Raw genomic sequence first — 19,496 nt, 5'->3', positions numbered from 1 at the left:
GCCTGTGTGAACGCGCGGGAGCCGGGTACGGGAAGAGTAGATCAGCCGTCACGGCCTTCGACCTCGAGGAGCACCATGTCCGTCAACGCCCAGACACCCACGCTGCCCGATGCGCTCGGCGACGAATCCGTCACCATCGTCGATCCCCGGGACGGCAGCGAGGTGGGCACCCTGCCCTCCGCCGCGCGCGAACAGGTCTCCCTCGCCGTCGCCCTGTCCCGGTCCGTGCAGCCCGAATGGGCGGCCACCAGCCCGGCGGAGCGGGGCTCCGCCCTGCGACGGGCCGCCTCGGCGCTGCGCGACGGCGCCCGGGAGCTGGCCCACCTCAACATGCGGGAGACGGGCAAGCCACCCGCGGATGCGCTCGGTGGCGTCGAGGCGGCCATCTCGACGCTCGAGCAGTACGCGGAACTCGGCCCCGTCCACCGCGGGCTCAGCCTGCGCGGGGCCGTCACCGCCACCGACTACACGGCGGCCGGGCCGCGCGGCGTCGCGGTCCTCCTGACCCCCTGGAACGATCCCGTGGCGGTGGCCGCCGGCCTGATCGGGGCGGCGCTCGTCACGGGCAACACGGTGATCCACAAACCCAGCGAACGCTGCCCCCACGTGGGTGAGCTCCTCGGCCGCCTGCTCCAGCCGGCCTTCCCGGACGGCGTCCTCATCACCCTGACCGGCGGCGCCGGGGTGGGGCAGCAGCTCACCACGGAGGCGGACGTCGACGTGTACGCGCACGTGGGCTCCAGTGACACCGGCGCCCGCATCGCCCGCGCGGCGGTCCTCACCGGCGCCCATGTCATCCGCGAGAACGGCGGCAACGACCCCCTGATCGTCGACGCCGACGTCGACCCGGTGTGGGCGGCCGGTCAGGCGGCCCTCGGAGCCTTCGCCAACGCCGGGCAGATCTGCACCTCCGTGGAACGCATCTACGTGTGCCGGGCCATCGCCGAGCCGTTCCTCGCGGCCCTCACCGAGGAGGCCCGGAGCCGCAACGCGAGCGGCACCTTCCCGCCGCTCGTGGACCGGCGCATGCGTGACGCCGTCCAGGCGCAGGTCGCGGAGGCCGTCGAGCAGGGCGCCGTGTGCCTCGAGGGCGGCGCCGTCCCCGACGGCCCCGGCGCCCACTACCCGGCCACCGTGCTCTCGGGCTGCACGGAGGCCATGACCGTCATGACGGAGGAGACCTTCGGCCCGGTGGCGCCCGTGACCGTCGTCGACGGCTTCGACGACGCCCTGCGGCTCGCCGCCGCCGGCCCGTACGGGCTCGCGGCGTCCGTCCTGACCGGGAGCATCGCCCACGCGCAGCGGGCCATCGCCGGGCTCGCCGTCGGCACCGTGAAGGTCAACGCGGTGTTCGGGGGCGCCCCGGGCGGTTCCGCGCAGCCGCGCGGCATCAGCGGTGCGGGCTTCGGCTACGGCCCCGAACTGCTGGACGAGTTCTCCCTCGTGAAGGTCGTGCACATCAGCAGCCCACCGCAGGTGGACTGATGGAGGACGCCCTGCAGCGACTGCCCGCCGACACCGCTCCCGAGGACCGGGACGGTGCGGGGGACCTGGCGCAGGTGCGCGGTCTCGCGGCCTGGGTGCCCGCCGCCATCGCCGACCGCGCGCCGTCCGTCACGGTGGTCGGGGACGCGATGCTGGACGGCTGGTGGAGCGGCACCATCGAGCGTTTCTGCCGGGAGGCGCCCGCCCCGGTGGTCGACGTCACGCACCGCGAGTACGCGGCCGGGGGTGCGGCGAACACGGCCGTCAACCTCGCGGCGCTCGGTGCCCGCGTGCGGATGTGCGGGCTGATCGGGGACGACGACGCCGGCCGCCGCCTGCGCGGCATCCTCGACGACGCGGGCGTGGACACCACGGACCTCGTCCAGGACGCCCGGGTCTCCACCACCACCAAGTACCGCATCCTCGCCGGCGACCAGGTCATGCTGCGGCTCGACGACACGCACGACGGCCTGCCTGCGGCCGCGATCGCCGCACTGGCCGCCCGGATCCCCGCCGCCGTCACGGGCGCCGACGCGGTGGTCGTCTGCGACTACGGCTCCGGGGCGCTCGACGGGGAGGTCCGTGCCGCCCTGGCCCGCCGTGCAACCCTCGATCCGGGCGCGGTCGTGGTCGTCGACGCCCACGACACCGCGGCGTGGTCCGCCCTGCGCCCGGACATCGTCACACCGAACGCCCAGGAGGCCGCCCAGGTCCTCGGCCTGCGCCTCGATGCGCGGACCGACCGCGCCGCCGCCGTGGCAGCCCGCCGCACCGACCTGCTCGCCGCGACCAACGCGGCCACCGTCGTCGTCACGCTGGACCGCGACGGCACGGTGCTGCTCGGGCCCGACGGCGAGGAGCACCGCACCTACGCCAGGCCCGCCACCGAGAAGCAGGCCTCGGGTGCGGGGGACACGTTCGTCGCGAGCCTCACCGCCGCACGTGCCGCGGGACTGCCGCTCACCACGAGCCTGGACCTCGCGCAGGCCGCGGCCGACGTCGTGGTCCACCGCCCCGGCACCTCCGTATGCACGACGGCGGACCTGACGGGCCACCTGCAGCAGTTCGCGGACACGGCCCTCGCCACGGACGAGCTGCTGCGGAAGGTGGAGGCGGACCGCGCCGCGGGCAAGCGGATCGTCCTCACCAACGGCTGCTTCGACGTGCTGCACCGCGGGCACACGCGCTACCTCAACCAGGCGAAGCAGCTCGGGGACGTCCTCGTGGTGGCCCTGAACGACGACGACGGCGTGCGCCGGCTCAAGGGCCCGGACCGGCCCATCAACCCGATCGCCGACCGCGCGGGCATCATCGCCTCCCTCAGCTGCGTGGACTACGTCACCGTCTTCGCGACCGACACCCTGGTGCCGCTGATCGACCAGCTGAAGCCCGACGTCTACGCCAAGGGCGGCGACTACACCGCCCAGATGCTGGAGGAGACGCCCGCCGTCGAGGCCTGCGGCGGTCGTGTCAGCATCCTCGACTACGTCCCCGAGCGTTCCACCGCGGAGGTGGTCCGCCGGATCCGCGCCACGCCCCCGGCGGGTGGGGCGCCGTGACCTCGCAGTGGTCGGGGGAGTGGGCGCTGGAGCCGCCGGGTGGGGAGCCCGCGGTGGACGTGCTGATCCCCTCGTTCGGGCGTCCCGCGGAGCTCGCGGTGACGCTGGCGGGCCTGGCCGCGCAGGAGGCGCCGGCGTTCCGCGTGATCCTCAGCGACCAGACCGACGGCGAGGCGGCCTTCGACCAGCCGGCCGTCCGCGCGATGGTGCGGGTCCTCGAGGCGCAGGGCCGGCCCGTCCGGCTCGAACGGCACCTCCCGCGCCGGGGACTCGCCGAACACCGGAGCTACCTGCTCGGCCTGGCCTCGGCACCGTTCGTCCTCTTCCTGGACAACGACGTCTGGCTCGAACCCGGGTCCCTGCACCGCATGACCCGGGCCCTGCGGGCCGCCGGCTGCGGGTTCGTGGGCTCCGCGGTGCAGGGCCTGTCCTTCCTCGACGACTCCCGGCCCCAGGAGCGCAGCGAGCTCGTCCTCTGGCCGGACAACGAGGTGCAGCCCGAACGCATCCGCCCGGGCACGGAGGGCTTCGACCGCTGGCCGCTGCACAACGCGGCCAACCTCGCGCACGCCGCCGCCGAGCTGGCCCTCCCACCCGGCCAGTGGCGGCTCTACCGCATCGCGTGGGTGGGCGGCTGCGTCCTCTTCGACCGCCGGGCCCTCGTGGACTGCGGCGGGTTCGACTTCTGGGACCAGCTGCCGCCCGGGCACGCAGGCGAGGACGTGGCCGTCCAGTGGCGTGTCATGGAGCGCTACGGCGGCGCCGGCATCATCCCCTCCGGGGCGGTGCACCTGGAAGCACCCACCACGGTGGTCGACCGTGCCACGGACGCTGCCCAGGAGATCCTGGACCAGTGACGGTGCTTCCGCACCGGAGGCACCACCAGCAATCCCGACCCGGTACAACCGAACCGAAGGTGCACCGCCGTCGGTCGTGCCGGTGGCGGACCGAAGCCGCGGGTCAGCTCCGGGCCGTCTCCCGCTCCGTTCCCTGCCCCGCCGCCTGATCGCCCGCAGGCGCCCCGGCGATGTTCACCATCCAGCTGATCCCGAAGCGGTCGACGCACATGCCGAAGCTGTCGCCCCAGGGCGACTGCGCCAGCGGCATCACCTCGGTGCCGCTGCCCGCCAGGGCGTCCCAGTAGCCGCGGATCTCCTCCTGGTCGTCGCCGCTGATCGACAGCGAGTGCCCGGCGGGGGCGGTGTACTCCATGCTGTTGGGGGTGTCGGCCGCCATCAGGACCTGCCCGGACGGGGTGGTGAGCATGGAGTGCATGATCTTGTCCTGCTCCGCCGGGTCCTCGCTGACCTGGTAGTCCGCGAAGGTGCTGCTGGTGAGGTCACCGCCGAACACCGACTGGTAGAAGGCCATGGCCTCCCTCGCGGTGTCCTTGAAGCTGAGGTACGTGTTGATCGTCGCTGCCATGGGGTCGCCTTTCATCGGGTGGCTCGCCGGCCACTGACTTGTGCTGGACGGAGCGATTATCGTCCCGGGGCGCGGAACGGGGAAGGGCTTTGCGGCACTCAGGGCAGTGGGGGCTCCGGCCGCTGCCCGATCGCCCCGGCGACCTTCTCCTCGAGCGAGGTCACCGTGGCGTCCGGCAGCACGATCAGGCCGTCGAGTTCCCGGCGGGCGCGGCGGTAGGCGGTCTGGCGCTCCGCCGCCGTGGCGGCGTCGTCGATCGCCACGGTCACGAGCCGGCGCGCCGTCGCGAGCCGTTGCCGCTCCTCGGTGGTGAACCCGCTCGTCCGGACCCGCCGGGCCTCGGTCTCCGCGATCTGGAAGGCGACGTCGTAGGAGGTGACCGCGGAACGGTACGCTGCAAGGTCCTCGGGCGTCACCGCGGCGGACGCTTCAGGCCGCAGCGCGTCCGCCTCACGCTTGGCGCGCAGGAACGCGACGGTCAGCGGCTCGCGGACGTCGGTCATCATGGGGTAGTCGATGAGCTTCGCGGCGTCGAGCTCGTAGGCGAGCCACTTCCGGTCCACCTCGTCGTGCATGCGCTGCACGTGCTCGCGCTGCGTCGTCGTCGGGGCCGGCTTCGTCGCAGCGGGCGGGGCCTCGAGCGGCGCCGGGGCGCCGCCGGGATGCTTCAGCCGGTACAGCTCCATCTTGCGCTGGTGCCGCCGCTCCGTCGCCTCGGAGAGGGACTTGCCCCAGATGGCGAAGACACCCGAGAGCGGGAAGACCAGCCACCAGTAGCTCCCGGCGAAGGAGAGGATATCGTTCACGCGTCCATCGTAGGCCCGGCCGCGGCCGCCCCACGAGGACGGGGAACCGGTTAAAGAAACGAAACCCCGCCCTCCAGGCGGCGAGACCTGAAGAGCGGGGCTTCGATGTGCACCCCTCGGGACTTGAACCCGAAACCCATTGATTAAGAGTCAATTGCTCTGCCAATTGAGCTAGAGGTGCGTGGCGTTTTCCCGGCTTTCTCGTGCCGTCCGGGTCATCCGCAACAGCATGAAACTCTACCAGCACTTTGCCCCAAACCCGAAACCGGGGGATCGCACCCCGCCCCGGAGGGTCCCCGGGGGCCGGGCCGGGTACGGCGCTAGGCTGGCGCCATGACGATCCCCGCCGCCGCAGCGCCCCCGACCGTCCGCACCCTGAGCGTCCCGTCCGCCGACCTGAGGGACGCCCTGGCCGGTGTCTCGTCCGGCGTCGACGTGGTGCTGTGGGACTTCCAGGCGCCGCCGGAGGGATGCGACCCGGCCGCGCTCGACGCCGTCGTCCTGCCGTACACGGGACGCGCGCACCTCGACGGGGCGCTCGACGCCGCCCCGAACCTCGCCCTCGTGCAGACGCAGTCCACGGGCTACGACGGCGTGGCGGACCTCGTGGGCCCCGGCGTCGCCATCGCGACCGCCGCGGGCGTCCACGCGGCGGCCACGGCGGAACTCGCCGTCGGCCTGGCCCTCGCGTCGCTGCGGGGGATCGACGACGCCGTGCGGCAGCAGGCCGCGGGCCGCTGGCGCAGCGCGCGCTACCCGGGCCTCGCGGACCGGCGGGTCCTGCTGGTGGGCGTCGGAGGGATCGGCGAGGAGATCCGCCGGAGGCTCGCACCCTTCGAGGTGACGCTCACGCGCGTGGGCAGTGCGGCGCGGGACGACGCCCTGGGCCACGTCCACGGCAGCGACGAACTCGTCCGGCTCGCACCGGAGCACGACGTCGTCATCGTGATCACGCCGCTCACGGACGCCACGCGCGGGCTGATCGGGGCGGAGGTGCTCGCGGCGCTGCCCGACGGCGCGCTCGTCGTCAACGTGGCCCGCGGCGCCGTCGTCGACACCGACGCGCTGACCCGCGAGGTGCTGGCAGGCCGGCTCCGGGCGGCGCTCGACGTCGTCGACCCGGAACCGCTGCCCGCGGGGCACCCGCTGTGGAGCGCGCCGGGGGCGATCATCACGCCGCACGTGGGTGGCAACACCGGCGCCTTCCCGCCCCGGATCATCGCGCTGCTCCGCCGGCAGGTCGAGCTGCTCGGCCGCGGCGAGGAGCCCGCCAACCTCGTGCGGCGCGGCCCCTGGGCCTGACGCCCCCGACCGACGGGGCGGGCCGGGAACCGCTCAGGACATGCCGATGAAGGCCTCCATGAAGGACGTGAAATCCGTCACGTCCTCGTGCTGGAGGAGCTGCAGGGCGGTGCCGGGGCCGACGTCCAGCACCGGGGCAGGCGTCACGGTGAACCGGAAGATGCGCCCTGTGCTGGTCCCCACCTCGAAGCTGCCGTCCTCGTCCCACTGCAGCGCGTGCGCCAGGTTGGTCATGTTCACCTCGACCGGCACGCCCGCGCCCGTGATGCCGGCGAGGTCCACCGGGGCGATCATCAGCTCGGCCGGCTTCCACCGGTAGCCCACCACGTAGGCCGTCCGGGCGCCGGGCGCGGCCGCCTGCACCGCGAACACGAGGTTGTAGTCGCCGTAGTTGGGGATCTGCGAGTCGAAGACCCGGCGCAGGGCGTTCTTCAGGCCCTGCCCGCCGTCGAGCGGTCGGCTGGAGGAGGAGGGCTCTTCGGGGGTCATATCACGGCCATTGCGGTAGGAGGCTGTCGGACTCGGCCCCTCGCGGGGCTGCTCGCGGTGCGCCCGGCGGGCTGTCGATTCGCCCGCGAAGTCCACACTGTACCGGAGCGTGCACCCCGCGGACGAGGTGCCGTGCGCACCCGGGAACCCGCCGCCGGCGGGCCCGCGGACGGCTGTAACAGGCCGGTCACATGGCGAAACGTGCGTGCAACGCGGGCCTAGACTCTCCCCTATGAGCGCGGACACAACCCCAGACATCAAGCCAAGAAGCCGCATCGTCACCGACGGCATCCACGCGGCCCCCTCACGCGGGATGCTGCGTGCGGTGGGCATGGGAGACGACGACTTCGCGAAACCGCAGGTCGGCGTCGCGAGTTCCTGGAACGAGATCACCCCCTGCAATCTCTCCCTGAACCGTCTGGCCCAGGGTGCCAAGGAAGGCGTCCACTCCGCCGGCGGGTTCCCCATGCAGTTCGGCACCATCTCCGTCTCCGACGGCATCTCCATGGGACACGAGGGCATGCACTTCTCCCTCGTCTCCCGTGAGGTCATCGCGGACTCGGTCGAGACCGTCATGCAGGCCGAGCGCATCGACGGCTCCGTGCTCCTTGCCGGCTGCGACAAGTCCCTGCCGGGCATGCTCATGGCGGCCGCCCGCCTCGACCTCGCCTCCGTGTTCCTCTACGCGGGCACCATCATGCCGGGCTTCGCCAAGCTCGAGGACGGCACCGAGAAGGAAGTCACCCTGATCGACGCCTTCGAGGCCGTGGGAGCCTGCGCCGCAGGCACGATGAGCCTGAAGGACCTCGACAGCATCGAACGCGCTGTCTGTCCCGGGGAAGGCGCGTGCGGCGGTATGTACACCGCCAACACCATGGCCTGCATCGGCGAGGCCCTCGGGATGTCACTGCCCGGGTCCGCTGCCCCTCCCTCCGTCGATCGCCGACGCGACGCCTTCGCCCAGAAGTCCGGCGAGGCCGTCGTCAACCTCCTGCGCCTCGGCATCACGGCGCGCGACATCATGACCAAGAAGGCCTTCGAGAACGCCATCGCCGTCACCATGGCCTTCGGCGGCTCCACGAACGCCGTCCTGCACCTCCTGGCGATCGCCCGCGAGGCCGAGGTGGACCTGAGCCTCGACGACTTCAGCCGGATCGGCGACACGATCCCGCACCTCGGCGACCTCAAGCCGTTCGGTCGCTACGTCATGTTCGACGTCGACAAGGTGGGCGGGGTGCCGGTCATCATGAAGGCGCTGCTCGACGCCGGACTGCTGCACGGCGACTGCCTCACCGTCACCGGCAAGACGCTCGCGGAGAATCTCGCGGACATCGATCCGCCGGATCTCGACGGCAAGATCCTCCGGGCCCTCGACAACCCGCTGCACAGGACCGGCGGTATCACCATCCTGCACGGGTCCATGGCCCCTGAGGGTGCCGTGGTGAAGAGCGCCGGGTTCGACGCCGACGTCTTCGAGGGAACGGCACGCGTGTTCGAGCGCGAGCAGGGCGCCCTGGACGCGCTCGACGCCGGGCAGATCCATGCAGGGGACGTCGTCGTCATCCGCTACGAAGGCCCGAAGGGCGGCCCCGGGATGCGCGAGATGCTCGCCATCACCGGCGCGATCAAGGGCGCCGGCCTGGGCAAGGACGTGCTGCTGCTGACCGACGGCCGCTTCTCCGGCGGCACCACGGGCCTCTGCATCGGGCACGTGGCGCCGGAGGCCGTGGACGGCGGACCCATCGCCTTCGTGCGCGACGGCGACCGCATCCGCGTGGACATCGCCGCGAAGAGCTTCGACCTCCTGGTCGACGACGCCGAGCTCGAGGAGCGCAGGATCGGCTGGGAGCCACTTCCCGCCCGCTACACCAAGGGCGTCCTGGCGAAGTACGCCAAGCTCGTCCACTCGGCCTCCGAAGGGGCCTACTGCGGCTGAGGCCCCGCCCGCCGGGAGGATGCGACCTCCCGGCGGGATCGCAGCCCAGGGGTTAATGTCCACTAACTGGACTGGTTGTCCATCATGTGAGACGCGGAGGGGTCCGGTTGACACCCTTTCACGGGGGCGTGGAAACTACAGGTATGCAGCCCGAACCCGTAGTCGTCATTCTTATACAGCGCGTGGCCTGAAGCCCGTCTCGTAGACGACTGCAGTCACGCGCAACCCCTCGTAGAGCCCCACCAGGCTGAGGGGTTTTTTTGTTGACACAACCCGTCAACACGAAGAAGTGCGCGGAAGCCCGCAGTCACAGTTGCAGCAGTGCAGCGAACGTTCCAAAGGAAGTCTGAGATGTCCAAGGGATCGCCCATCAGCCCAGCGCTGTTGGCAGCAAGGCCAGCACCTCCCGCAGCACCCGCGCGCGAGTCCGCGCCCGTCGCTCCGGCGAGCTCCGTCCGCGGCCCCAACCGGGTCGTGGCCCCTACCGAGATGCTCGGGTCGGCGGCGATCGTCCGTTCCCTCGAGGAACTCGGCGTCGACGACGTCTTCGGCCTTCCCGGCGGGGCCATCCTCCCCACCTACGATCCCCTCCTGGCGTCCACGAAGCTCCGGCACATCCTCGTCCGGCACGAGCAGGGGGCCGGCCACGCGGCCCAGGGCTACGCCATGGTCACCGGCCGTCCCGGCGTGTGCATCGCGACCTCGGGCCCGGGTGCCACCAACCTCGTGACCGCCATCGCGGACGCGCACATGGACTCCGTGCCCATGGTCGCCATCACCGGGCAGGTCTCGAGCGCCTTCATCGGCTCGGACGCCTTCCAGGAAGCGGACATCGTCGGCATCACGATGCCCATCACCAAGCACTCGTATCTCGTCACCGACGCCCAGGACATCCCCCGCGTGCTCGCCGAGGCCTTCCACATCGCGACGACCGGCCGTCCGGGCCCCGTGCTCGTGGACATCGCCAAGGACGCCCAGCAGTCGTCGATGACCTTCTCCTGGCCGCCCCGGATCGACATCCCCGGCTACCGGCCCGTGCTGCGCGGACACGCCAAGCAGGTCCGCGAGGCCGCGCGGCTGATCAGCGGCTCGCAGCGTCCCGTCTTCTACGTGGGCGGCGGCGTGGTCAAGGGGCACGCCTCGCAGGAGCTGCGGGAGCTCGCCGAGCTCGTCGGCGCCCCCGTGGTCACCACCCTGATGGCCCGCGGCGTCTTCCCCGACTCCCACCAGCAGCACGTCGGCATGCCGGGCATGCACGGCTCGGTCTCGGCCGTCACGGCACTCCAGCAGTCGGATCTGCTGATCACCCTCGGCGCGCGCTTCGACGACCGCGTGACCGGCGTGCTGGCCAGCTTCGCGCCGCACGCGAAGGTGATCCACGCGGACATCGACCCGGCCGAGATCTCCAAGAACCGCGCGGCCGACGTGCCGATCGTCGGTTCGGTGAAGGAGATCATCCCCGAACTCACCGCCGCCGTCCGCGAGTCCTTCGCGGCGCAGGAACGCCCCGACATCTCCGCCTGGTGGAGGACCATCGACCACCTGCGCGAGACCTACCCGGTGGGCTTCACCCAGCCCGACGACGGCCTGTCGGCACCGCAGCAGGTCATCAAGCGCATCGGCGAGCTCACCGGACCCGAGGGCGTGTTCGTCTCCGGCGTGGGCCAGCACCAGATGTGGGCCGCGCAGTTCATCCAGTACGAGCGCCCGCACGCCTGGCTCAACTCCGGTGGCCTCGGCACCATGGGCTACTCCGTCCCCGCGGCCATGGGCGCCAAGGTGGGCAACCCGGACCGCGTGGTCTGGGCCATCGACGGCGACGGCTGCTTCCAGATGACCAACCAGGAACTGGCCACCTGTGTCATCAACAACATCCCCATCAAGGTCGCGGTGATCAACAACTCCTCGCTCGGCATGGTGCGGCAGTGGCAGACCCTCTTCTACGAGGGCCGCTACTCCAACACGGACCTCAACACGGGTCATGACACCGTCCGCGTGCCCGACTTCGTGAAGCTCGCCGACGCCTACGGCTGCGTGGGCCTGCGATGCGAGCGCGACGAGGACATCGACGCCACCATCGAGCAGGCGCTGGCCATCAACGACCGCCCCGTCGTCATCGACTTCGTGGTGAGCCGCGACTCGATGGTGTGGCCGATGGTGCCCTCGGGCGTCAGCAACGACCTCATCCAGATCGCCCGCAACATGACCCCGACCTGGGAACAGGAGGACTGACCATGGCACGCCATACCCTGTCCGTGCTCGTCGAGGACGTCCCCGGCGTCCTCACCCGCGTCGCGAGCCTCTTCGCGCGGCGCGCGTTCAACATCAACTCCCTCGCCGTCGGACCGACCGAGGTCGCGGGCATGTCCCGCATCACCGTTGTGGTGGAAGCCGAGGGAGATCTCCTCGAGCAGGTCACCAAGCAGCTGAACAAGCTCATCAACGTCATCAAGATCGTCGAACTGACCACCGAGCAGTCGGTGCAGCGCGACCACGTCCTGATCAAGGTCAGGGCCGACGCCGCCACGCGCCTCCAGGTCACCCAGGCCGCGGACCTGTTCCGCGCGGCCGTCGTCGACGTGGCGATCGACTCGCTGATCATCGAGGCGACGGGCACGGCCGAGAAGCTCTCGGCGCTGCTGTCCGTCCTCGAGCCGTTCGGCGTCCGCGAGATCGTGCAGTCGGGCACGCTCGCGATCGGCCGCGGCGCCAAGTCGATGAGCGACCGCGCGCTGCGCAGCGCCTGACCCCACCCCACCAGACCTTTCCAGCAGTACCCACCTCAAGGAGATAACACCCGTGACCGAGATGTTCTATGACGACGATGCAGATCTTTCGATCATCCAGGGCCGCACCGTGGCCGTCATCGGCTACGGCAGCCAGGGCCACGCCCACGCGCTGAGCCTGAGGGACTCCGGCGTCGATGTGCGCGTCGGACTGAAGGAAGGCTCGGCGTCGCGCGCCAAGGCCGAGGCCGAGGGCCTCCGGGTGCTCTCCGTGGCCGAGGCGACCGCTGAAGCGGACCTCATCATGGTCCTCACCCCGGACCAGGTGCAGCGGCACGTGTACAAGGACGAGATCGCGCCGAACCTGCAGGCCGGCGACGCCCTGTTCTTCGGGCACGGCTTCAACATCCGCTACGGCTACATCCAGCCGCCGGCCGACGTCGACGTCGCCCTCGTGGCACCCAAGGGCCCCGGGCACATCGTCCGGCGCGAGTTCGAAGCCGGCCGCGGCGTCCCCGACCTCATCGCCGTCGAGCAGGACGCGTCGGGCAAGGCCCGCGACCTCGCCCTGTCCTACGCGAAGGCGATCGGCGGCACCCGTGCGGGCGTCATCGAGACCACCTTCACCGAGGAGACCGAGACGGACCTCTTCGGCGAGCAGGCCGTGCTCTGCGGCGGCGCCTCGCAGCTCATCCAGTACGGGTTCGAGACGCTGACCGAGGCCGGCTACAAGCCGGAGGTCGCGTACTTCGAGGTGCTGCACGAGCTGAAGCTCATCGTCGACCTCATGGTGGAGGGCGGCATCGCCAAGCAGCGCTGGAGTGTCTCCGACACCGCCGAGTACGGCGACTACGTCTCCGGCCCGCGCGTCATCACGCCCGAGGTGAAGGAGAACATGAAGGCCGTCCTCGCGGACATCCAGAACGGTGCCTTCGCCAAGCGGTTCATCGACGACCAGGACGCCGGGGCGCCCGAGTTCACCGCACTCCGCAAGAAGGGCGAGGACCACCCGATCGAGAGCACGGGCCGCGAGCTCCGCAAGCTCTTCTCCTGGATCAAGACGAGCGACGACTACACCGAGGGCTCCGTCGCGCGCTAGCGCAGGTACCCCCGGCCCGGCAGGACACGTGTTCGATGCTCAGCGACGAGCAGGTGTCCTGCCGGACCTGTGTCCGCCTCCGGACACGGTCCGTCCCGTCCCGCCCGCACACCCCGCTCACCCCGAAGGAACCCCAGTGACCAAGCCCGTCGTCCTCCTCGCCGAAGAACTCTCGCCCGCCACCGTCGAAGCGCTGGGCCCCGACTTCGAGATCCGCAGCACCGACGGCGCCGACCGCTCCCAGCTCCTCGCCGCGCTGGCCGACGTCGAGGCCGTGCTCGTGCGCTCGGCCACGCAGATGGACGCCGAAGCCATCCGGGCCGCGCCGAAGCTGAAGGTCATCGCCCGTGCGGGAGTGGGCCTCGACAACGTGGACATCAAGGCCGCCACGCAGGCCGGCGTCATGGTGGTGAACGCCCCGACGTCGAACATCATCTCCGCCGCCGAACTCACCGTGGGCCACATCCTCAGCCTCGCGCGGAACATCCCGCAGGCCAGCGCCGCGCTCAAGGCGGGGGAGTGGAAGCGCTCGAAGTACTCGGGCACGGAACTGTACGAGAAGAACATCGGCATCATCGGCCTCGGCCGGATCGGCGCCCTCGTCGCGGCCCGCCTGCAGGGCTTCGGCACGCAGATCCTCGCCTACGACCCCTACGTGACCTCGGCCCGCGCCGCCCAGCTCGGGGTGCGCCTGGTGTCCTTCGAGGAGCTGCTCCGCGAGTCGGACTTCGTCACCATCCACATGCCCAGGACCCCCGAGACCGTCGGGATGCTCGGCGCCGAGGCCTTCGCGCTGATGAAGGACACCGCCTACGTGGTCAACGTGGCCCGGGGCGGGCTGGTCGACGAGGAGGCCCTCCACACCGCGCTGGAGCAGGGGCTGATCGCCGGTGCCGGCGTCGACGTCTTCGTCCGGGAGCCCAGCACCGACCTCGCGTTCTTCGCGCACGACAGCGTCGTGGTGACCCCCCACCTCGGGGCGTCCACGGAGGAGGCCCAGGAGAAGGCGGGCATCTCCGTGGCGAAATCGGTGCGGCTCGCCCTGGCCGGGGAGCTCGTGCCCGACGCCGTCAACGTGGCCGGCGGCGTGATCGACCCGGCGGTGCGCCCGGGCATCCCGCTCATGGAGAAGCTCGGCCGGATCTTCACGGCCCTCACGCACGCCTCCCTGACGCAGATCGACATCGAGGTGGCGGGCGAGATCGCGTCCCTCGACGTCAAGGCCCTGGAACTCGCCGCCCTCAAGGGCGTCTTCACCGACGTCGTCTCCGAGCAGGTCTCCTACGTCAACGCGCCCGTCCTCGCCGAGCAGCGCGGCATCACCTCGCGCCTGATCACCACGCCCGAGTCCGAGGAGTACCGCAACGTGCTCCGCCTCCGCGGGGCGCTGTCCGACGGCAGCCAGATCTCGGTGGCCGGGACGCTCACGGGTCCCAAGCAGGTGGAGAAGCTCGTGGGCGTCAACGGCTACGACCTCGAGATCCCCATCAGCGAGCACCTCCTCGTCCTCCTCTACACCGACCGCCCCGGCGTGATCGGCGCCCTCGGCCGGCTGCTCGGCGAGCGGGACATCAACATCGCCGGCATGCAGGTGGCCCGGAACAAGGAGGGCGGGCAGGCGCTGTCCCTCCTCACCGTGGACAGCGCGGTGCCGCAGGACGTCCTGGACGCCATCCGGACCGAGATCGGCGCCACCGTGGCGCGGGAAGTGGACCTGCAGGACTGAGCGACGGCCGGCACGAGAGGACGAGCATGCCCACCCACCATCTCCCGGCGACGCAGGCGACCGCCACGCAGGTCCTGTCGCGGGACACCCCGCCCGTGCTGAGGATCGAGCCCGGCGACCGCGTGGTCGTCGAGTCCCTCGACGCGTCCGGCCACCTCGAGCGGCAGGCCACACCGGGGGCGGTGACGCCCTACCGCTTCCCGGACCGGCGCGGCCACGCCCTCACCGGGCCGATCGACGTCGCCGGGACCGTACCCGGCGACGTCCTCGCGGTGCGCTTCGACGCGCTGGAGCCCGCGGAGTGGGGCTTCACGGTGGCCGGCCGGCGGGACGACGCCTTCGCGCGGAGCCTCGGCCTCGACGGGGCGGAGCCTGCGTGGCTGCTCTGGGACCTCGACCGGGCGTCCGGGACCGGCACCGACCAGTACGGGCACGTCGTCCGGCTGGCGCCCTTCCTCGGCGTGGTGGGGCTGCCGCCGGCGGAGCCGGGCGAGCACTCGACCACCCCGCCGCGCGCGGAAGGCGGCGGGAACATCGACTGCCGCGAACTCACGGCAGGCTCCACGCTCTTCCTCCCGGTGACGGTGCCCGGCGCCCTCCTGCACCTGGGCGACGGGCACGCCGCCCAGGGCGACGGCGAGGTGGGCGGCACGGCCATCGAGTGCGGCATGACGACGACGGTCACCGTGGACGTCCTCCGCGACGCCCCGGTCCCCGGCATCCACGCGGTGACGCCGACCGCGCGCATCACCTTCGGCTTCGACGCGGACCTCAACCGGGCGACGGCGGAGGCGCTCGGTGCCATGCTCACCTGGCTGCAGCGGCTGCACGGGCTGGAACGGAAAGCCGCGCTGGCCCTGGCCAGTGCCGTCGTCGACCTCCGGGTCACGCAGATCGCGAACCGGACGTGGGGGGTCCACGCCGTGCTGGGGCTCGACGCCGTCGGAACCGCCTGAGGCCCCGGACGCACGGCACGCTTGGGCAAATGCGGTCCGCGCGGGGTAATTTCATAGGGTGACTCCCGCAGCCGACGAGAAGCCCTCGTTCTACATCACCACGGCCATCTCCTACCCCAACGGCGTGCCGCACATCGGCCACGCCTACGAGACGATCGCCGTGGACGCCATGGCACGCTTCAAGCGACTCGACGGCTACGACGTCATGTACCTGACGGGCACCGACGAGCACGGGCTGAAGATGCAGCAGGCCGCGGACCGCGAGGGCATCCCGGTCCGGGAGCTCGCCACGCGCAACGCGCTGGCCTTCCGGGACATGAACGACGTCGTCGGCACCTCCTACGACCGCTTCATCCGCACCACGGACGAGGACCATTACGCCGCCGCCGCCGAGATCTGGAAGCGGATGGAGGCCAACGGCGACATCTACCTCGACAAGTACGCCGGCTGGTACTCGGTCCGCGACGAATCGTTCTGGGGCGAGGACGAGACCGAGGTCCGCGAGGACGGCGTGCGGTACGCGAAGGAGACAGACACCGAGGTCACCTGGACCGAGGAGGAGAGCTACTTCTTCCGGCTCTCGGCCTACCAGCAGAAGCTGCTGGACCTCTACGAGGCGCAGCCCGAGTTCGGCGCGCCCCAGTCCCGCTTCAACGAGGTCATCTCGTTCGTGCGCCGCGGGCTCGAGGACCTGTCCATCAGCCGCACCACGTTCGACTGGGGCGTGCCCGTGCCCGGCAACCCGGACCACGTCATGTACGTCTGGGTGGACGCGCTCACCAACTACCTGACCGGCATTGGCTTCCCCGATACCGCCTCGGAGCGCTTCCGGAAGTTCTGGCCCGCCGACGTCCACGTGATCGGCAAGGACATCTCCCGCTTCCACGCGATCTACTGGCCGGCCTTCCTCCTGTCCGCCGGGCTCGAGGTCCCGAAGCGCGTCATGATCCACGGCTTCCTGCACAACAAGGGCGTCAAGATGTCGAAGTCGCTCGGCAACACCGTGGCGCCCGCCGACTGGGTGGACCAGTACGGCCTGGACCAGGTGCGCTTCTTCCTCCTCCGCGAGGTGCCGTTCGGCGCGGACGGCTCCTACAGCCACGAGGCCGTGGTGGGGCGCATGAACTCCGACCTCGCCAACAACTTCGGGAACCTCGCGCAGCGGTCGCTGTCCATGGTCGCGAAGAACTGCGGCGGCACCGTACCGCAGCCGGGGGAGTTCACCCCCGCCGACACCGAGATCCTCGGCCGGGCAGACGGCCTGCTCGAGGTCAGCCGTGCCGCGTACGGGAAGCAGGAGTTCTCCCGCGCCCTCGAGGCGGTCTGGACCGTCCTCGGGGAGACGAACGCGTACTTCGCCGACCAGCAGCCGTGGGTCCTGCGGAAGACCGATCCGGAGCGCATGGCCACCGTGCTGTACGTGACGCTGGAGGTGCTCCGCGTGGTCGCCATCCTCGCCCAGCCGGTCATGCCGACCAGCGCGGGGCGGATCCTCACGGCCCTCGGCCAGGGGGAGGAGGGCGAGGACGCCCGGCGACTCTTCAGCGCACTGGACGAGCGGATCACACCGGGCACGGCCCTCCCCGCGCCGACGCCGGTGTTCCCGAAGTACGAGGAGCCCGTCACGGCGTGACCGCCGGGCCCCGCGCGCTGGCCGCGGCGTGACCGCAGGCTACCGGAGCAGGAAGCGGGCCGGGGCCGTCTCCGTCATGACGCGGGCCACGGTGTCCTGTTGCTGCTGCGACGCCGCCAGCAGGCGCTCGAGTGCCGCGCGGTCGAAGCCGGGGCGCCCGGGGCCGGCGGTCGCGCCCGCCGGCAGGGCGAGGAGCGTGGCCCACAGCGCCTCCTTGCCCCGGAGCAGGGACTGCAGGGCCTCGAGTTCCAGCTGAGCCCCGGCGGTCGCCTTGCGGCGCAGGGGGTTCAGGGGATCGAACTCGGCGACCACGGAGGCCACGTGCGCGAAGCCCATCTTGATGCGGCTGGGACGGTGTCCCAGGGTCTTGATGAGCTTCTTCAGGTACGCCCGCTCCTCGCTGATCTCCTTCCGCAGCCGGGTGAACTCGGCCTCGTGCGGCGTGTTCGCCCAGGAGATCCGCGCCGCGTTGAACAGCCGGACGCCGTTCGTCGCGCCGGCGAGGTGGAGGTCCAGGTAGGGCAGGAGTGTCTCGAGGTCCAGCCGGGTCCCCGGGATGCCGTTCGTGGCGCTCGTCATGGGCGTTCCTTCCATCGATTGATCAGCACCTCACCCTACGGCAGCGTGTTCCAGCAGCGGAAGCGTGATGGCGACGGCGGTCCCGACGTCCAGGGTGGACTCGACCGTGATACTCCCGCGGTGCGCCTCGACCGTCTTCTTGGCGGCGGAGAGCCCCACCCCCGCGCCGGGCAGCGCCCGGTCCGCGGTGGCGGCGCGGTGGAACGCGTCGAAGAGGCGCGGCACGTCCTCCTCCGGGATCCCGATGCCGGTGTCCCGCACGACGACGACCACGCGCCCGTGGTCCGGCTCGTGGGCCAGCCCGATCGAGACGCTGCCCTCCTCGCGCGTGAACTTGATGGCGTTGGAGAGCACGATCGCGAGGGCCGCCGAGAGCTGCCCGCGGTCCCCGGACACCGTCACCGGATGATCCGGGACCGTGCACTCGATCACGATGCGGCCCGCGGCGGCCTCCGACACGGCTCGGCCGGCGAGTTCCGAGAGGAGGTGCACGAGGTCCACGGGCCCGTGCTCGGGCGCCTCCGACTCCCGGGAGGAGAGCGCGGAGATGTTCTCGATCAGCCCGCTCAGCTTGGCGGTGTTGCGCTCCACGGCCTGCAGCATGGTGCTCGCCTCCGGCGGCAGTTCACCGCCCACGCCGTCGAGGATCATCTCGAGGTACCCGGCGATCGAGGCGAGCGGGGTGCGCAGCTCGTGGTTCACGGTCCCGACGAAGTCGCTCCTGGCCTGGTCGAGCGCCTGCAGCTTCCGGACCGCCTGCTGCTGGCGGGAGATGAGCTGGGCCTGGATGAGTCCGTGGGCGAGGTTCCCGAGGACGTGCTGGGTCAGGGCGCCTTCCACGCCGGAGAAGGCCTGCGGCTGCTCCTCGCTCATGATCCACAGGAGGCCGAACGGGGTGTCCCCCTCACCCAGTGCGGCGACCACGCCGTGAAGGGTGCGCCGACCGGCATCGCCCTCCTGCAGCCATCCCGGGACCGGGACCTCGCCGGTGTGGGGCACGGCTCCGGGCCCGGCGCTGAAGGTGCCGGTGGCGCTGTCCTCCCACAGGGCCAGGGCCAGGGGGAGCGCACCCTCCTGGTGCTCGCGCCGGGGTGCGGCCAGGGGCGCCCGCGCTCCCTCCGCGGGATCGGTCCAGCTGCTGCCGTGGGCGGCGACGCGCTCGTCGTGGAAGACCTGCAGTGCCACATGGTGTGCGCCGAGCGCGCGGCCCACGCCGGGCAGGAAGGCCTCGATCATGACGGCCGGGTCGTTCGTCGCGCGGATGCGGGCGGAGATGGCCCGCATGTCCTCCCGCAGCCGGACGGCGGACGCCCGCTGCGCCCTGTGCCGCCGACGTCGGGCGATCGCCGCGTGGGTGCGGTGCAGCAGCTCGGCGGGTTGCACGGGAGGGAAGACGACGTCGGAGGCGTACCGGCCCACGGCTTCCGGGACCTCCCCGCTCCAGTTCTCGGGGAGGAGGAGGATCACGGGCAGGCTCGCGAGCGCGGGGTGCCGGGTGAGGACGTCCGGCAGCGAGTCCACGTGGTCGACGGCCGTGGGCAGGTCCACCAGCAGGAGGTCCGGGGCGGCGTCGAGGACCGCGTCGAGGACGGATGCCCCGGGGGCGACGGTCCTCACCCGGTACCCGCCCTCGGTGAGCACCCGGTCCACGGCCGCGCCGTCCTGCGCGGACGCGGAGACGACGACGGCGAGCGCCCCGCCGTCGTTCCCTGCTGCTTCGTCCTGCTCCACGGCGTCCTCTCCGAGATCGACTGCGATGCTCCCAATATAGGTGG

At 71.5% G+C, this 19,496-nt stretch carries 16 protein-coding genes and 1 tRNA gene; 11 read left to right on the top strand and 6 right to left on the bottom strand.

What is annotated here, in order from left to right; genetic code table 11:
* The first annotated feature begins 75 nt into the window (after positions 1 to 75).
* The 3 genes from RY94_RS13705 to RY94_RS13695 are packed head-to-tail and all read left to right on the top strand — an operon-like array spanning position 76 to position 3,901.
* Positions 76 to 1,485: an aldehyde dehydrogenase family protein gene (locus tag RY94_RS13705; protein ID WP_052274357.1), complete on the top strand. Its 1,410-nt coding sequence runs from the start codon at positions 76 to 78 to the stop codon at positions 1,483 to 1,485.
* Positions 1,485 to 3,044 (top strand): PfkB family carbohydrate kinase, encoded by a 1,560-nt coding sequence (locus RY94_RS13700; RefSeq protein WP_043445970.1) that lies wholly within the window; start codon positions 1,485 to 1,487, stop codon positions 3,042 to 3,044. The genes RY94_RS13705 and RY94_RS13700 overlap by 1 nt, the downstream gene beginning before the upstream one ends.
* The gene (locus RY94_RS13695; RefSeq protein WP_052274356.1) at positions 3,041 to 3,901 is read left to right on the top strand and encodes a glycosyltransferase family 2 protein; all 861 of its coding nucleotides are present in this window, start codon (positions 3,041 to 3,043) and stop codon (positions 3,899 to 3,901) included. The genes RY94_RS13700 and RY94_RS13695 overlap by 4 nt, the downstream gene beginning before the upstream one ends.
* 103 nt (positions 3,902 to 4,004) lie before the next feature.
* Here RY94_RS13695 and RY94_RS13690 read toward each other — a convergent pair whose 3' ends face one another.
* The 3 genes from RY94_RS13690 to RY94_RS13680 all read right to left on the bottom strand — a co-directional run bounded on the left by RY94_RS13690 (position 4,005) and on the right by RY94_RS13680 (position 5,456).
* Positions 4,005 to 4,469 (bottom strand): VOC family protein, encoded by a 465-nt coding sequence (locus tag RY94_RS13690; RefSeq protein WP_052274355.1) that lies wholly within the window; start codon positions 4,467 to 4,469, stop codon positions 4,005 to 4,007.
* Between the two features lie 98 nt (positions 4,470 to 4,567).
* Positions 4,568 to 5,275 (bottom strand): hypothetical protein, encoded by a 708-nt coding sequence (locus RY94_RS13685; RefSeq protein WP_043445968.1) that lies wholly within the window; start codon positions 5,273 to 5,275, stop codon positions 4,568 to 4,570.
* A gap of 108 nt (positions 5,276 to 5,383) precedes the next feature.
* Positions 5,384 to 5,456, bottom strand: a tRNA-Lys gene (locus RY94_RS13680).
* A gap of 152 nt (positions 5,457 to 5,608) precedes the next feature.
* On the opposite strand from RY94_RS13680, the gene RY94_RS13675 reads away from it, so the two are divergent.
* Positions 5,609 to 6,577, top strand: a complete 969-nt coding sequence (locus RY94_RS13675) for a 2-hydroxyacid dehydrogenase (protein ID WP_043445966.1) — start codon at positions 5,609 to 5,611, stop codon at positions 6,575 to 6,577.
* A 33-nt stretch (positions 6,578 to 6,610) separates the two neighbouring features.
* Here RY94_RS13675 and RY94_RS13670 read toward each other — a convergent pair whose 3' ends face one another.
* On the bottom strand, positions 6,611 to 7,066 hold the full coding sequence (locus tag RY94_RS13670; protein ID WP_043445963.1) for a hypothetical protein: 456 nt from the start codon (positions 7,064 to 7,066) through the stop codon (positions 6,611 to 6,613).
* Between the two features lie 232 nt (positions 7,067 to 7,298).
* Here RY94_RS13670 and ilvD point away from each other — a divergent pair, with 232 nt between their 5' ends.
* The 7 genes from ilvD (at position 7,299) to metG (ending at position 17,142) form a co-directional block, all read left to right on the top strand.
* On the top strand, positions 7,299 to 9,002 hold the full coding sequence (gene ilvD / locus RY94_RS13665) for a dihydroxy-acid dehydratase (protein WP_043445960.1): 1,704 nt from the start codon (positions 7,299 to 7,301) through the stop codon (positions 9,000 to 9,002).
* A gap of 351 nt (positions 9,003 to 9,353) precedes the next feature.
* Positions 9,354 to 11,234 (top strand): acetolactate synthase large subunit, encoded by a 1,881-nt coding sequence (locus tag RY94_RS13660; RefSeq protein WP_043445957.1) that lies wholly within the window; start codon positions 9,354 to 9,356, stop codon positions 11,232 to 11,234.
* A 2-nt stretch (positions 11,235 to 11,236) separates the two neighbouring features.
* Complete coding sequence (gene ilvN / locus RY94_RS13655; RefSeq protein ID WP_043445954.1) at positions 11,237 to 11,749, top strand: acetolactate synthase small subunit; 513 nt, start codon at positions 11,237 to 11,239, stop codon at positions 11,747 to 11,749.
* Between the two features lie 52 nt (positions 11,750 to 11,801).
* Positions 11,802 to 12,827 carry a ketol-acid reductoisomerase gene (gene ilvC, locus RY94_RS13650; RefSeq protein ID WP_043445951.1) on the top strand — a complete coding sequence of 342 codons (1,026 nt, stop codon included), beginning with the start codon at positions 11,802 to 11,804 and terminating at the stop codon, positions 12,825 to 12,827.
* 136 nt (positions 12,828 to 12,963) lie between these two features.
* Positions 12,964 to 14,553 carry a phosphoglycerate dehydrogenase gene (gene serA, locus RY94_RS13645; protein WP_043445948.1) on the top strand — a complete coding sequence of 530 codons (1,590 nt, stop codon included), beginning with the start codon at positions 12,964 to 12,966 and terminating at the stop codon, positions 14,551 to 14,553.
* 26 nt (positions 14,554 to 14,579) lie between these two features.
* Positions 14,580 to 15,509 carry an acetamidase/formamidase family protein gene (locus tag RY94_RS13640; RefSeq protein WP_043445946.1) on the top strand — a complete coding sequence of 310 codons (930 nt, stop codon included), beginning with the start codon at positions 14,580 to 14,582 and terminating at the stop codon, positions 15,507 to 15,509.
* A 58-nt stretch (positions 15,510 to 15,567) separates the two neighbouring features.
* Positions 15,568 to 17,142, top strand: a complete 1,575-nt coding sequence (gene metG, locus RY94_RS13635) for a methionine--tRNA ligase (protein WP_043445943.1) — start codon at positions 15,568 to 15,570, stop codon at positions 17,140 to 17,142.
* 39 nt (positions 17,143 to 17,181) lie between these two features.
* Here the strand turns inward: metG and RY94_RS13630 are convergent, their stop codons facing one another.
* Positions 17,182 to 17,721, bottom strand: coding sequence for a hypothetical protein (locus RY94_RS13630; protein ID WP_043445940.1), 540 nt, complete (start codon positions 17,719 to 17,721; stop codon positions 17,182 to 17,184).
* Between the two features lie 30 nt (positions 17,722 to 17,751).
* Positions 17,752 to 19,452 (bottom strand): sensor histidine kinase, encoded by a 1,701-nt coding sequence (locus tag RY94_RS13625; protein WP_043445938.1) that lies wholly within the window; start codon positions 19,450 to 19,452, stop codon positions 17,752 to 17,754.
* Positions 19,453 to 19,496: the final 44 nt, after the last annotated feature.

Origin of the sequence: Arthrobacter sp. L77, from assembly GCF_000816565.1 — a bacterium.
In the GTDB taxonomy this organism is placed as follows: Bacteria; Actinomycetota; Actinomycetes; order Actinomycetales; family Micrococcaceae; genus Arthrobacter_D; species Arthrobacter_D antioxidans.
This window is presented reverse-complemented; position numbering and strand designations above follow the sequence as displayed.